This window comes from Micromonospora sp. C81, from assembly GCF_018070425.1.
GTDB lineage: Bacteria > Actinomycetota > Actinomycetes > Mycobacteriales > Micromonosporaceae > Micromonospora > Micromonospora zamorensis.
Genome location: NZ_JAGPXS010000016.1, coordinates 102919 through 115879, shown reverse-complemented (window position 1 = coordinate 115879; position 12961 = coordinate 102919). Strand labels below are relative to the sequence as shown.

The 12961-nt window shown below is 69.8% G+C and carries 18 protein-coding genes; 16 read left to right on the top strand and 2 right to left on the bottom strand.

The genetic code is table 11. The features are described 5' to 3' along the window. Positions 1 to 165 precede the first annotated feature (165 nt). Both KBX46_RS24130 and KBX46_RS24125 read left to right on the top strand, forming a co-directional pair. Positions 166 to 657: a DUF2231 domain-containing protein gene (locus KBX46_RS24130; RefSeq protein ID WP_088948023.1), complete on the top strand. Its 492-nt coding sequence runs from the start codon at positions 166 to 168 to the stop codon at positions 655 to 657. 259 nt (positions 658 to 916) lie between these two features. After that, positions 917 to 1675 carry a class I SAM-dependent methyltransferase gene (locus KBX46_RS24125; protein WP_210794163.1) on the top strand — a complete coding sequence of 253 codons (759 nt, stop codon included), beginning with the start codon at positions 917 to 919 and terminating at the stop codon, positions 1673 to 1675. A gap of 124 nt (positions 1676 to 1799) precedes the next feature. Here KBX46_RS24125 and KBX46_RS24120 read toward each other — a convergent pair whose 3' ends face one another. Together KBX46_RS24120 and KBX46_RS24115 are read right to left on the bottom strand one after the other, a co-directional pair. Next, positions 1800 to 2747, bottom strand: coding sequence for a DUF3500 domain-containing protein (locus KBX46_RS24120; RefSeq protein WP_210794162.1), 948 nt, complete (start codon positions 2745 to 2747; stop codon positions 1800 to 1802). 32 nt (positions 2748 to 2779) lie between these two features. Continuing rightward, entirely contained in the window at positions 2780 to 3172 is a 393-nt protein-coding gene (locus KBX46_RS24115; protein ID WP_088948024.1) for an ankyrin repeat domain-containing protein, read from the bottom strand. A gap of 64 nt (positions 3173 to 3236) precedes the next feature. Between KBX46_RS24115 and KBX46_RS24110 the strand changes: the two genes are divergently transcribed. The 14 genes from KBX46_RS24110 (at position 3237) to KBX46_RS24045 (ending at position 12508) form a co-directional block, all read left to right on the top strand. After that, a complete protein-coding gene (locus KBX46_RS24110) occupies positions 3237 to 3614 on the top strand; it encodes a signal peptidase I (protein WP_088948025.1) in 378 nt (125 codons plus the stop codon). Positions 3615 to 3725: 111 nt separating this feature from the next. Continuing rightward, entirely contained in the window at positions 3726 to 4181 is a 456-nt protein-coding gene (locus KBX46_RS24105; protein WP_210794161.1) for a cysteine dioxygenase family protein, read from the top strand. A gap of 47 nt (positions 4182 to 4228) precedes the next feature. Beyond that, a complete protein-coding gene (locus KBX46_RS24100) occupies positions 4229 to 4714 on the top strand; it encodes a rhodanese-like domain-containing protein (RefSeq protein WP_088948027.1) in 486 nt (161 codons plus the stop codon). Between the two features lie 50 nt (positions 4715 to 4764). After that, positions 4765 to 5313, top strand: coding sequence for a winged helix-turn-helix domain-containing protein (locus tag KBX46_RS24095; RefSeq protein ID WP_210794160.1), 549 nt, complete (start codon positions 4765 to 4767; stop codon positions 5311 to 5313). A gap of 247 nt (positions 5314 to 5560) precedes the next feature. Beyond that, a complete protein-coding gene (locus KBX46_RS24090; RefSeq protein ID WP_210794159.1) occupies positions 5561 to 6166 on the top strand; it encodes a winged helix-turn-helix domain-containing protein in 606 nt (201 codons plus the stop codon). Between the two features lie 41 nt (positions 6167 to 6207). Further along, entirely contained in the window at positions 6208 to 6864 is a 657-nt protein-coding gene (locus tag KBX46_RS24085) for a uridine kinase (RefSeq protein WP_210794158.1), read from the top strand. Positions 6865 to 7028: 164 nt separating this feature from the next. Then, positions 7029 to 7427: a TraR/DksA C4-type zinc finger protein gene (locus tag KBX46_RS24080; protein ID WP_088948030.1), complete on the top strand. Its 399-nt coding sequence runs from the start codon at positions 7029 to 7031 to the stop codon at positions 7425 to 7427. 48 nt (positions 7428 to 7475) lie between these two features. After that, positions 7476 to 8345 (top strand): DUF72 domain-containing protein, encoded by an 870-nt coding sequence (locus tag KBX46_RS24075; RefSeq protein ID WP_210794157.1) that lies wholly within the window; start codon positions 7476 to 7478, stop codon positions 8343 to 8345. A gap of 64 nt (positions 8346 to 8409) precedes the next feature. After that, entirely contained in the window at positions 8410 to 9357 is a 948-nt protein-coding gene (locus KBX46_RS24070) for a tyrosine-type recombinase/integrase (protein ID WP_210794156.1), read from the top strand. Positions 9358 to 9458: 101 nt separating this feature from the next. Further along, entirely contained in the window at positions 9459 to 9731 is a 273-nt protein-coding gene (locus KBX46_RS24065) for a hypothetical protein (protein WP_210794155.1), read from the top strand. 290 nt (positions 9732 to 10021) lie between these two features. Next, entirely contained in the window at positions 10022 to 10198 is a 177-nt protein-coding gene (locus tag KBX46_RS24060) for a hypothetical protein (protein WP_210794154.1), read from the top strand. Further along, on the top strand, positions 10191 to 11540 hold the full coding sequence (locus KBX46_RS24055) for an AAA family ATPase (protein ID WP_210794153.1): 1350 nt from the start codon (positions 10191 to 10193) through the stop codon (positions 11538 to 11540). Before KBX46_RS24060 ends, KBX46_RS24055 begins: the two co-directional genes overlap by 8 nt. 203 nt (positions 11541 to 11743) lie before the next feature. Then, entirely contained in the window at positions 11744 to 12109 is a 366-nt protein-coding gene (locus KBX46_RS24050) for a hypothetical protein (protein ID WP_210794152.1), read from the top strand. 210 nt (positions 12110 to 12319) lie between these two features. Continuing rightward, positions 12320 to 12508, top strand: coding sequence for a hypothetical protein (locus KBX46_RS24045; protein ID WP_210794151.1), 189 nt, complete (start codon positions 12320 to 12322; stop codon positions 12506 to 12508). The last annotated feature ends 453 nt before the right edge of the window (positions 12509 to 12961 follow it).

Below are 12961 nucleotides of genomic sequence, written 5' to 3'. Positions count from 1 at the left end.
CGGTGGTGCCTGTGCCCGCGGCGGTGCGCGTGCCCGCAGTGGTGCCCGTTCTCCGGGCGGTGCCCGTTCTCTCTCTCGGCGGCGAGTCGGGCGGCGTCGTTTCGTCCCGACCGGCCTCGGGTAGCACTCTGGTCAGGTGAGCTGCGCCGACCCGGGGGAGGACCGATGCAGAGCCGGCTGCGGGTGCAGGGGCACCCGATCCAACCGATGCTGGTCACGTTTCCACTCGGGCTCTTCGTCAGCGCCACCGTCTTCGACTTCACCGATGTCGTCGGCGGACCGGCGTTCCTGGGCGAGGTCGGCTACTGGACCGGCGTCGCCGCCCTCGTCGCCGCAGCACTGACCGCGGTGGCCGGCATGATCGACCTGTGGGACGTTCCGGTCGACCGCACCCGCCGCACAGCGGTCGCCTTCAACCTGGTGAACGCGGTGATGGCCGGCTTGTTCCTGCTCACCTGCCTGGTCCGGTCGCAGTCACCGGAGCACGGCGCGTCGGCCGCGATCCTGGTCACCGAGTTGGTCGCGCTCGCCGCCGGTGGCATCGGCGTGCACCTGGGCGCCCGGCTGATGCGGCAATTCGACAGCGGCCGCACCGAGACGGGCGGCCTCGACGCGCTCGCCAACGGCACCGTCGAGATCGTCCGCCCGCGCCCCTGACGCGCACTGCCGGCAGAGCATTACAGGCCCCACGCTGCGGGCCCCACGCTGCGGGCCCCACGCTGCGGGCCCCACGCTGCGGGCCCCACGCCTGCCGGCCCGTGACCCGACCCGCCTGGTTCGTCCGACCTGTGACCCGGTTGGACGGGCGTGACCGGTCCGGCCGGTCGGCCCTGATCCGACCCGCCCGGCCGGGCCATGGCGGTGGTGGGCGCAAATGAGTTGCCGGTCGGGTGGCCGGCCGGTGAGGCTGACGGCCATGACCGATCTACGGAACGCCGAGGAGTTGATCGCCGAGGCAGCCGCCGCGCCGATCGACGGTTGGGGCTTCGACTGGCTGTCCGGCCGGGCTACCGAGGAGCGTCCACCGTGGGCGTACGCCCGCCTGGTCGTCGATCGGATGGCGCGCGCCGCCGCCGCTCTGGACGTGGACACCGGCGGCGGTGAGGTGCTCGCCGAGGTGCCGCATCCGCCGAAGCTGCTGACGGCCACCGAGGGCTGGCCGCCCAACGTGGAGGTTGCCCGGCGCACCCTGCGCCGGGTGGGCGCGACGGTGGTGGCGGTCGACCCGGACGGGCCGTTGCCCTTCCGTGACGCCTCGTTCGACCTGGTGGTCAGCCGGCATCCGGTGCGGACCGACTGGGCGCAGATCGCCCGGGTGCTGCGGCCGGGTGGGACGTTCCTGTCCCAGCAGATCGGGGCGGGCACCATGCGGGAGTTGAGTGAGGCGATCCTCGGCCCGCTGCCGCCGCCGGCCCACCGGCATCCCGAACACGCGGCGGCTGCCGCCGAAGACGCTGGTCTGCGGGTGGTCGACCTGCGGCGGGCCACCCTGCGGGCCACCTTCTCCGACATCGGTGCGGTGGTCTGGTTCCTGCGCAAGGTGATCTGGACGGTGCCCGGGTTCACCGTGGACCGCTACCGCGAACAACTCCTGGCCCTGCACGATCGCATCACCACCGAGGGCCCCTTCACCGCCCACGCCCAACGCTTCCTCATCGAGGCGACCCGGCCCTGACCCCTGACCGCGGCGATCATGCACTTGTGGTGCCCCGCAAAAGTGGCGCACCGGGCCAAGCCGCCCACCACAAGTCCATGATCGACCGGGCGGGGCGGGGCGGGGCGGGCCAGGGCAGGGCGGACTAGTGGTGGTCCTTGTGGTGGGTTGCCAGGACGTCGGCGCCGAAGTCGCTGGCGGGGCGGCGTAGCACTGTGTGGGCGTGGTTGCCGTCGGCGCTCGTGTTGTCGTACTCGATCAGCAGGTCGTCGCCCTGCACCCGGTAGTAGTGCCGCTGCCCGGGGTGGGTTGGCCCGGCCCAGGCGAAGTGCAGCCGGCCGGCGTCCAGTCGGCGCGCCTCGCGGATGGCCAGCTCGGGCGGCAGCCGGTCCAGGTAGAGCGCGACCACCTGGTCGAGCAGTGCGCGCCCGGTGGGCCCCAACCGGTCGGACGGGACGCCGAGCGGCTCCAGCGGGGCGTCGACCTGCCCGCGGGTGGCGCTGATGATGTCCGCGGGCGCCTCGTCGGCGATGATCGCGGCGGATCGCTCGGCTGGCCCGATCGCGTCGAGCAGTGCCCGGCCCAGGTCCTCCTCGATGCCGAGTGGGCGGGAGACCGGGCGGCCGGCGTAGTGGACCGCTGCCGGGTTGGCGCCGAAGAAGATCGGCGCGGGGGAGACCTGACCGTCCACCACTGTCATGTTCACCGACAGGTGGTGCCCTTCGAGTCGCCACGCCCAGCGGTCGTCGCGCGCCGGGTCACCGAACACGGCCACCCAGTAGTCACCGCTGTGCCGCCCGCGGTGCCAGCCTTCGGCGCGGTCCAGCACCTCCTCCAGCGCGATGATCGCCATCGCCTGGGCGTACGCCGAAGGGCTGAGCGCGGTGGCCAGCAACCGGTGCGCGGCCTTGCGGCCGGCGACGTCGAGATCGGAGAGGCAGACGCCGGGCCGGGGTCGAGGCCGGTATTCCAGCCAGCGTCGGGACGACTCGTCGTCGAACGGGTGCACGGCGCTGTCGCGGGTGGCGGGGTCGAGCGCGGCCAGCAGCGTGGTGCCGGCGGCCCGCATCTGCTCGGGCAGGGGATCTTCCACCGACCCTGTATACCGGCCCGTCGGCGCTGGTGTCAGCCGGCGCGCAGCAGCTCCGTCATCTCCGGCAGGTCGAAGAACTGCGCGGTCTCCAGTGCCGAGGGGTTGCCGTGTGCCGGGTCGGCGCCGGCGGCGAGGAGCGCGCGGACCGCTTCGGTGCTGCTGCGGAACACCGCGGCGGCCAGCGCGGTCTGACCCCGGTCGTTGGCCCGGGAGTGGTCGGCGCCGCGACTGAGCAGGGCGGCCACCGTGTCCGGGTGGGCGTGGTACGCGGCCAGGATCAGCAGCGTGTCGCCCTTGTCGTTGGTGAGGTTGACGGGCAGGCCGGCGTCGAGCTGTGCGGCCAACTCCTCGGTGGAGCCGGCCCGGGCCAGGTCGAACATGCGGTGCGCGAACGCCAGCGTCTCGGCGTCGAGGTGGTCGGTCACCGGTCCAGGTTAGTCGCAGCGGTCCTGATACGTTGCTCGGCCGGTGTGCTGGGGGAGGGGTCCGATGGCGGAGACGGTGTACGTGGGCAACGCGGGTGTCGACGGTGCCACCAATGCCGGTTGGCTGCTCGGGCACTTCGCGCCGCCGGGGGAGATCCGGCACAGCGCCGATGTCGAGGTGAAGTGGGGAGTGCACCCGCCCGGGCAGGCCCGGTCCCAGTGGGCGACCGGGGAGCGGCGCACCACTCTGCTCGTACTCATTGAGGGGTGCTTCCGGGTGGAGCTGCCGGACCGCACGGTACGGCTGGCCGCGCCGGGCGACTACGTGGTGTGGGGTCGGGGAGTGGACCACTCCTGGTTCGCGGAGCGCGCGTCGGTGGTCCTGACAGTGCGGTGGCCGTCGCTGCCCGGCTACCGGGTGGACCCGCCGGTGCTGCGCTGATGGACACCAGGTCTGACCTGCGTCCCAGCAGGTGGAATTACCTACTAAACCTATAGGCTTTGCCGTCTAGAGTACGAGGGCACCCCGCCGAACGACCCGCGAGGAACCGCCATGACGCACCGCCGCCCGGAGCCCGACCTGCTCACCGTCGCCGCCCGGTGGGCCGATCCGGCCGGCTGGCCGGTCGCGCTGCGCTTCGACCCGGCCGAGCGCTGGTACGCGCGCCTCGACGTCGGCGACGACCACGAGGTGTGGGCACTGAGCTGGCTGCCCGGGCAGGGCACCGACCTGCACGACCACGGTGGTTCGGCCGGAGGGTTCCGGGTCGTCAGCGGCACGCTCACCGAGGAGACGGTCGCCGCCGGCCGGTTGCGCCCACGACTGCTGCCCGCCGGCGCCGGTCGCCGCTTCGGCCCCCGACACGTGCACCAGGTGACCAACCAGGGGCCGGCGCCGGCGGTCAGCGTGCACGTCTACCGGCCGGCGTTGCTGCGGATGACCCGCTACCACCTGGTGGACGGGCGGCTGCGGGTCGCCGAGGTCGCCGAAGCCGGCCGGTCCTGGTGACCGCGGCGAGCCCACGATCCACTCCCTGTCACCGGAAGGAACCGATAATGCAGGTAACCGCCGAGCACTGTCCGGCCCCCGTGCCGCCGCCGGGCTCCCGGGGCATCGACGAGATCCTGGCCGCCGCGCGTGCCCGGCTGCACCGGTTGGACCCGGAGCGCGCGCACCTCGCGTACCGGGCCGGAGCACTGCTGGTCGACATCCGACCGGCAGCGCAGCGGGCCGCGCACGGCGTGGTGCCGGGCTCGCTCACTGTCGAGCGCAACGTGCTGGAGTGGCGCTTCGACCCCCGCTGCCCGGCCCGACTGCCGCAGGCGGTCGACTACGACGTGCCGGTGATGATCCTCTGCCAGGAGGGCTACACCTCGTCGCTGGCCGCCGCCGCCCTGCAGGACGTCGGCCTGCACCGGGCCACCGACGTGGTCGGCGGCTTCGCGGCCTGGCGGATCGCCGGCCTGCCAGCCCTCGGCCCGACCCCGCTGCACACCTCCCCACTCGCGTCCCCCGTCAAGACCGGGTGGGCGCGCCGCTGACCGTCACGCCGCACCCGGCGTGGCGGGCGTACCGCCACTCAGGAGGCACCATGTCCGTCGTCGCCATCCCCACGCGCCGCCACCCGGGCACCCGCCCGGCCCGCCCGCGCACCGGCCCGACCCTCACCATCACCCTCGACCTCGTCCCCGGGCCGCTGAGCCCCCGGCTGGCCCGGTTGGTGCAGCTGCTCGGCGAACTGGCCGAGTCGGGGGAGGGCCAGCTGCGTACCGTCGAGGACGTGGCGCCCACGCCGCGACCGGCCGCGAGCCCCGCCGCCGGCGCGCCGTCCGCCGACGCTGCCCACGTCCGAATCCTGGCCGGCTCGCGGATGGTCCGCCAGGGCGACCGGGTCGTCCCGTTGACCCGCATCGAGTACGAGCTGCTGCTGTTCCTGGCCGAGCGGCCGCGCCGGGTCTTCACCCGCCTCCAGCTGTTGTCCAGTGTGTGGGGGTACGAGCACGCGGTGGCCCGGACCGTGGACGTGCACGTTCGACGGCTGCGCGCCAAGCTGGACGGCTCGGAGGTGGTGACCACCGTCTACGGGGTTGGTTACCGGTTGGCGGACGAGGCGCGGATCAGCGTGGACCACAGCCGATAAGCCCTGGTCCGGCGGCCTGCGAGCATCCCGGTGAACCGGGCGGGGACCCCCGTATCGGGGCATCTCGGCGACTCTGCTGTAATCATCAGGCTTCGTACGCAGAGCGAGCATCTGGCTCCGATGTGTTCGTCAATTGTCACATTCATGCAACGCAGCCGCCTCTTGATTCTCGCCCGGGCGCCGGGAAGCATCGATGAAGCGGCGTCCCGGGCCGTGGGGAGATACCCGGACCAGCCCAAGGAGGACCATGTCGGTCAGCCCTGCCTCGTCGCGCGCCGGATGGCATACGTCGCAACCCGCGGTGCCCGGTCGACCGCCCGGCGGTCAGCGTCGCCCGGCGAACACCGCGACGCCCGTGCTCACCGTGACGCTGTCCATCCCGCTGGCCTGTGAGGAGTCGCTGACCCCAGCGGCACGTCGGCTGCTCGAAGCCGCCCGGGAGATGCTGGAGCGCGGCGAGGGCGTGATCATCGGATCCGTTCCGACCGAACGCCGCCCCGACCAGGCGCCCGCCAACCGGCCACCGACCCGGGCCCTCAGCCCGACCATCCCGGCCCTGCACATCCTCGCCTCGTCCCGCTCGGTGCTGCGCGACGACGAGCCGCTGTCGCTGACCCGGCTGGAGTTCGACCTGCTGCTGCACCTGGTCGCCCACCCGCGCCGGGTGTTCACCCGGCTGCAACTGCTCAACGCCGTCTGGGGCTACGAGCACGCCGGCGTACGCACCGTCGACGTGCACGTGCGTCGGCTGCGCGGCAAGGTCGGCGTGGACGTACCCCTGGTCACCACCGTCTACGGCGTGGGCTACCGGCTGGCCGACGACGCCCGGGTCACCATCGACCGCAGCAGCTGACCGGCGTCACCCGCCTACCCGCCGCGGGGCAGGATGGTCCGGTGCGCATCCGTCCCATCTCGCCTGACCTGCTCGTCACCGAGCTGACCGGCCGGCTGGCCGACGCCGCGACCCGCGCCGCGACCACCGGGCCCGCCCGGCTGCGGGTGGCGGTGGACGGCGCTCCCGCCGCCGGCCCGGACGAGCTGGCCGCCGCGCTCGTCGACCCGCTGCGCGCCCGGGGCCGCCCGGTGCTGCACGTACGCGCCACCGACTTCCTCCGCCCCGCTTCCCTGCGCTACGAGCTGGGCCGCACCAACCCGGACTCCTTCTACGAGAACTGGGTCGACGAGGCCGGCCTGCGCCGGGAGGTGCTCGACCCGGCCGGCCCGGGCGGCACCGGGCGGGTGCTCCCGTCGCTCTGGGACGCCGACGCCGACCGGGCCAGCCGTGCTCACTACGTCGACCTGCCACCCGGAGGCGTCGTCCTCGTCAGCGGCCCGCTGCTGCTCGGCGGCGGCCTGCCCTTCGACATCGCCGTCCACCTGGAGCTGTCCCCGGCGGCGCTGCGTCGACGCACCGAACCGGCCCAGGAGTGGGCGCTGCCCGCCTTCGACCGCTACGCCGAGGAGGTCGTCCCGGCGAGCTTCGCCGACGTGGTGGTACGAGCCGACGACCCCCGCCGCCCCGCGCTCGTGGAGCCCGGCGGAGACGGCTGACAAGCCCCGGGAATTCGCCGGTTTGCCCGGCCGATCCCGTGGGTAATCGCCCGGCTCACAGAGCGCAGGTGATCGCCCGCGCACCGTTTGCGACCGTGACCGGGGCTTCGCGCCGCCGGCACCCGGTTCACAGTGAGCCACAGGCCCAGGAAAGGCAGGCAGCGATGCTCGTCCACGACACGGTCGGTACGACCCGTTCCCAGACGGAGATCGACCAGATCCGGCTCTCCCTGCAGGCGCGCTACGACGAGCTGACCGCCGAGTACGACCAGGCCGTGCTCCAGAGCCAGGTGCTGCGGCTGGTGGAGGTCGGCGACACCGCCGGCGACGACCAGGCCGACAGCGGCACCAAGACCGCCGAGCGGGACACCGCGCAGTCCCTGTTGCGCACCATCCTCGACCGCCGTGCCCAGTACGAGCACGCGCTCGGCCGGCTCGCCGAGGGCACCTACGGCTGGTGCGAGGGCTGCTCGGCGGCGATCCCGGTGGAGCGACTGGAGATCTTCCCGGCCGCCACCACCTGTGTGACCTGCAAGCAGACCCGCGAACGGCGGGCGGCCTGAGCGACGTCAGCGGTTGCCGGTCGGTCCGTGACGCGATGGACTTGAACCATGGGTGACATCCTCGTGGGCACCGCGTCCTGGACCGACCGCACCTTGCTGGACTCGGGTTGGTACCCGCAGACGGCGGACACCCCGGAGAAGCGGCTGGCCTACTACGCGCGGCAGTTCCCGCTGGTCGAGGTGGACGCCACCTACTACTCGCCGCCCGCCGAGGCGACCGCGAAGCTGTGGGCCGAGCGCACGCCGGCCGGTTTCACCTTCAACATCAAGGCGTTCAGTCTGCTGACCGGGCACCCCACCCGGGTCAGCGCCCTCTACAAGGACCTGCGTCCGGAGACCGACAAGAAGAACGTCTACCCCGACGACCTGCCCGCGCAGTCGTACGAGGAGGTCTGGACGCGCTTCCTGTCCGCCCTGGACCCGCTGGTCGAGGCGGGCAAGCTGGGTGCGCTGCTGTTCCAGTTCCCACCCTGGTTCACCATCAAGCGGGCCAACAAGCAGTACCTGCTGGAGGTGGCGAAGCGCTGCGCGCCGCTGCGCCCGGTCTACGAGTTCCGGCACGCCTCCTGGTTCGACGGCGACAACGCCGACGAGACCCTGGCCTTCCTGCGCGAGCACAAACTGCCGTACGTCTGCGTTGACATGCCGCAGGGCCACCGCTCGTCGCTGCCCCCGATCCTGGCCGCCACCGCGGACCTCGCGGTGGTGCGCTTCCACGGCCACAGTGACAAGTGGACCAGCAAGGACATCCACGAGAAGTTCGGCTACCACTACTCCAAGCGGGAGCTGGCCGACTGGGCGCCGAAGCTGCGCGAGCTGGCCGACGAGGCCGGTCAGACGCACGTGTTGATGAACAACTGTTATCGGTCCTTCGCACAGGAGAACGCGGAGACACTAACCGCCCTTCTGGCCAGGTAAAACGTAAGCTGGCATCCGAACGACAAAGTTGGCACAACGCTCCTAGTACCGATAACGTGCCCACATGCTCTCACACGGGAACGGCGCGACCATGCACGGTCACCCCGACTTCGCCACCTTCGCGGAGTCCTGGGACCTCAGCCTGGACGCCGACCAGTACGCCGCGAACACCCGGCGCGCCTACCTCAACGGGCTACGACAACTCACCGCGTGGCTCGATACCCGCCACCACGGCACCGGGCCCCTGGACGTCACCCGCGACCAGATCCGGGCCTGGATCGTGCACGTACGTGACAACGCGTCCACCGGCACCGCCCGATCCTGGTTCGCCGGGGTCCGGCACTTCTTCCGGTGGCTGGTCGCCGAAGGGGAAACCAACCGCGACCCCACCGACGGGATCCGCACCCCACCCCCGAACCAGCCCGTCACCGCGATCCTCAACCTGGATCAGGTCCGGGCCCTGCTCGCCGCGTGCAACGGCAACGACTTCACCGACCGCCGGGACGCCGCGATCATGTACGCGTTCCTGGACTGTGGGCTGCGTCTGGCCGAAGTCGCCGCCCTGAACGTCGAACACGTCAACCTGCGCGACCGAACCTTGGTGGTGCACGGGAAAGGCTCCAACCGCTCCGGGGCCCGGGTGCGGCAAGTGGTCCTGTCCGGCAAGGGGGCCCGCGCGTTCGACCGGTACCTCAGGGACCGCAGGCGGCACCCCCACGCCGACCGCGACACCCTGTGGCTGGGTGCCCGGGGCCGCCCCACCCTGTCCACCGAAGGGGTTGAAGCGGTCGTGCACCGTCGCGCCGCGAAAGCGGGCATCGGGGCGATCCACCCGCACCAGCTACGCCACACCTGGGCCTCAGAGGCGAAGACAGCCGGACTCCAAGAAGGTGACCTGATGTCGCTGGGCGGGTGGCGGTCCCGAACGATGCTGGACCGCTACGGCAAGGTCGCCGCCCAGGCACGGGCCACTGAGGCGTACCGGCGGGTGGCGCTGGGCGACCGGATCTGATGAAGGGGACCACCGTCATATTCCAGATGCCTGAGGGGAGCACTACCTGAGCGGTTGAAGACCGGGGCCCACCCAGGGCCCCCGACGCCTAGGGGTGTCGGATGACCCGCGACGACAAGTCGCCCGCTGAACGGACCCTCATCGCCCGGATCGCCGCCGGGGAACGGTGGGGCCGCACCATTGACCGCACCGCCGCCACAGAACCCGCCAGGAAGGCGTTCCGGGACCGGTTCCTCACCCAGGTACCCCCGGAGGTCACCGACCCGCAGAAGCGCGCTGAGATGGCCGAACACCTACGCCGGGCCTGGTACTCCAAGCTGGCCCTCAAGTCCGCCCAGGCCCGCCGGGAACGCAAAGGTGGCCGGGCCGCGTAGAATAGGAAACGTCACGCTGGCTGCGGGCCGGTGACAGGAAACCTCTGGGTACGGAGGGCAGAAAAGGGGTCCGGACTTCGGTTCGGGCCCCTTTCGCATGCCCCGGGGAAAATCTTTCCTGGTGATCGTTGATCATGGGTGATCATCCTTGACCATAACGGGCATCCATGACCTTGTGACGGTCAAGATCGCGGAGCTAATGTACTGCTCATTGGTACGGGGGAACCCAAGCCAAGGGATGACCTTTCTGGGGAGGAAGGCCATATCCCTTCCAGCCGGGAGAACCGCCGGTGAGCACCAATCCTGAACTGAGTGAATACGCCCGGATGCTCGTGGCACTGCGGTGGAAAGACACCACGCCCGAGGATCGCAAAGCCGCTACCGCAAAGGCCCGCGAGGCTCGCAAGGCCAACGCTGCCGCCCGTCGCGCTGCCCGTGAGAACGGTGGTGGCGACACCAATGACTGACACGGAAAAGGGCCCCGGGCAGGGGGCCCCCAACAGTTCCGACGGCACCAATCCTACCGGACTGGACCTGGTCAAGGCACTGCATGGACTCGGCGCAGAGGTGCGCAACCTCCGGAACCCCGACGACGAACCCATGTACGCGACCAACTGCCCACTGCCGCACAAGAGTCAGACCTCCTGGTACCTGGACAGCGACCGTTGCAGCGCCAGGGACCACGCGAAGACAGCGATGCTCAACCGGTTCCGGGACCTCAAGCGGAAGCGGAACGAGGAAGCCAAGGCTAAGGCCAGCACCCCGCCCCCGCAGGCTGAGGCGACCGAAGCCGAAGCCGCCGCAGCCACTGAGGCCGCAGTCCTGGCCCTCATGGCGGAACTGCTGGACAGCGACGGGTTGGACCAGATCCCCGACCCGGAACCCCTCATCGAGGGACTGTTGGACCTGGACACCCTGGCATGGATCATCGGCCGGTCCGGCAACGGTAAGACGTTCGTCACCATCGACATCTGCGGCAGCGTCACCACCGGAACCCCATGGCACGGACACAAATCCGTCCAAGGCAAGGTGGTCTACATCGCCGCTGAGGGGGCCCGGGGATTCAAGAAGCGAATCCGGGCCTGGGAGAAACACCACAACCTCAAGATGGGAGCGAACCTGCTGGTACTGCCCCGACCGGTCCTGATCAATGAGGCCGAATGGGGTGCCCTGGTCGAGGCGTGCCGCCGGATCGGTCCCGTCCTGATCGTTCTCGACACGATGGCCCGGGTGTCCGCCGGGATGGAAGAAAACTCATCCAAGGACATGGGGATCCTCGTCCACCAGGCCGAGAGGCTGCGGGAAGCGTGCGGTGCCTGCGTCAGCCTGGTTCACCACCAGGGCCACAAGGGTGAGAACGGGCGCGGTAGCTCCGCCCTGATCGGGGCCATGAACACCGAGATCCGGGTGTCGATGGACAAGAAAACCCGGATCGTGACGGTGGAGAACAGCAAGCAAAAGGATGAAGCCGAAGGTGAAGACCTCCGGTTCCTGCTGGCTCCGGTGGACCTGGGAACCGACGCCCGGGGCAAGCCTCTCGGGTCGGCGGTCCTGACCGAAACGACTGTGGCCGCGACGGTCGACCCGGACAAGGAAGACGTCACCGAGAACCAGGCCAAGATCATCGGGATCATGCAGGACTACTTCTCCGCTGGCGGCACGAAGTCGGAAATCAAGGCCCGCTGTCTCAAGAAGGCCGGGATGACGGACAGCTCCTGGTACTACGCCTGGAACCAGATGGTTGAGGCCACGATGGTCCAGGCGGACGGGGCGAAGTTCACCTACATCCCCCTGTCTCAGCGAATCTGATCGATGAACCCATTGGAATCCCGTTGGAGGAACGGTTGGAGCCTCCAACGGGCTCCAATGAACCCTCCAATGATCACAAGCCTCTGACCTGGGGATTCCAATGGGTCTCCAATGGGTCTCCAAAGTCTCCAATCCTCCAATCCAATCACCCCCCCTACGTAGTAGGGGGTGTTGGAAGTTGGCCGAAAGTAAAGGAAATGATCATGGCCTCGTACCTCACCGTCCCTGTCTCGATTCCTCTGTACGCGTCCACGCTGCACGACGTATTCAAATGGCACTCCAGCGAACGTGACGAGGTGGCCAGCTTCATTCGGTACGCCGAGGCGGTCCTAAGGGAGCCGGAAGATCAGTTCTTCACCGAGCGCGTCATTGCGACCCTCGTGCCGCTGACCGAAGACGGAGAGCCCTTGGACAGGGACCTCACCTACGTCACCCTCCGGGATGTTCGGTACCCCGCGAAGGGCGTCACCAACTTCGTGGCCGATTCAGTGGACGAGGCGGAACGGATGGCCCTCGAATGCCTCCAGGACCGCCTTGAAATGGCCCGCACCCGCCTCCAGGCGAAGTAACCAACCCACCCGGCCCGCAGCCGAGAAACGAGGAACACCATGTCCATCTGCATCACCGAACCAGTCCCCACCCTCAAGGCCCAGGGATACCGCCCGATCCCCACCGCCCCCGGATGTGCCCACGGTCTACGCCGGGCCTCGTGCCGCACGTGTGGCGTGTACCCGCACCGGGACGGCTGTGACTACCACGAGTTGGACCACGGTCTGATCATGGCCAAGGGGAACACCCGGTACCTGTTCGCGTGGCTGTACCAAGACCCCGACCGGGTTCGGGCGTGGGCCACCCGCTACGCCCACATCCACGGGCTGGAGTTCCGCATCAACCACCCCGATGACGTTGAGGCGTACTGCCCCGGGGTCACCGCTATCCGCTACCACCGCATTGGAGCCGTCGCATGAGTAACTTCCGCTGGAGTTTCGGGATCGGACCTATCCGCTACAACGCGCCGATCGGGGGTCAGAAGCGCAAGCCCAAGCCGGGTGAGGAACAGGAACCCAACCCGGTGTTGGCGGTGGTGATCCTGACGATTGCGGTGGTCCTCACCGTATGCTGCTGCTGTGTACCTGCGTGGGACGCGATAACTAAATAGCTCGCTTGACTGGTGAGCGCCGGGCCTTCATCCAATGGGTGGGGGCCCGGCACACTTATGTGGTGAGTAAGCAATGGGCTGGAGGATCAACCACCGCGTGGAGGAAACTGCGGCTGGACATCCTGGCCCGTGACCTGTTCACCTGTCAGATACGTATCCCAGGTACGTGGACCACCAGGACAGGGCAGGTACGCCAGTGCCTGGGTACTGCCACCCAGGTGCACCACACACTGGGTAGGTCAGTGACTGGTGATGACCCGCG

Coding starts and splice junctions, on each gene's coding strand:
- KBX46_RS24055 (WP_210794153.1), top strand. CDS start 10,191: ATGACTGACACGGAAAAGGGCCCCGGGCAGGGGGCCCCCAACAGTTCC.
- KBX46_RS24125 (WP_210794163.1), top strand. CDS start 917: ATGACCGATCTACGGAACGCCGAGGAGTTGATCGCCGAGGCAGCCGCC.
- KBX46_RS24045 (WP_210794151.1), top strand. CDS start 12,320: ATGGCCAAGGGGAACACCCGGTACCTGTTCGCGTGGCTGTACCAAGAC.
- KBX46_RS24130 (WP_088948023.1), top strand. CDS start 166: ATGCAGAGCCGGCTGCGGGTGCAGGGGCACCCGATCCAACCGATGCTG.
- KBX46_RS24105 (WP_210794161.1), top strand. CDS start 3,726: ATGACGCACCGCCGCCCGGAGCCCGACCTGCTCACCGTCGCCGCCCGG.
- KBX46_RS24100 (WP_088948027.1), top strand. CDS start 4,229: ATGCAGGTAACCGCCGAGCACTGTCCGGCCCCCGTGCCGCCGCCGGGC.
- KBX46_RS24050 (WP_210794152.1), top strand. CDS start 11,744: ATGGCCTCGTACCTCACCGTCCCTGTCTCGATTCCTCTGTACGCGTCC.
- KBX46_RS24070 (WP_210794156.1), top strand. CDS start 8,410: ATGCTCTCACACGGGAACGGCGCGACCATGCACGGTCACCCCGACTTC.
- KBX46_RS24095 (WP_210794160.1), top strand. CDS start 4,765: ATGTCCGTCGTCGCCATCCCCACGCGCCGCCACCCGGGCACCCGCCCG.
- KBX46_RS24080 (WP_088948030.1), top strand. CDS start 7,029: ATGCTCGTCCACGACACGGTCGGTACGACCCGTTCCCAGACGGAGATC.
- KBX46_RS24090 (WP_210794159.1), top strand. CDS start 5,561: ATGTCGGTCAGCCCTGCCTCGTCGCGCGCCGGATGGCATACGTCGCAA.
- KBX46_RS24110 (WP_088948025.1), top strand. CDS start 3,237: ATGGCGGAGACGGTGTACGTGGGCAACGCGGGTGTCGACGGTGCCACC.
- KBX46_RS24075 (WP_210794157.1), top strand. CDS start 7,476: ATGGGTGACATCCTCGTGGGCACCGCGTCCTGGACCGACCGCACCTTG.
- KBX46_RS24065 (WP_210794155.1), top strand. CDS start 9,459: ATGACCCGCGACGACAAGTCGCCCGCTGAACGGACCCTCATCGCCCGG.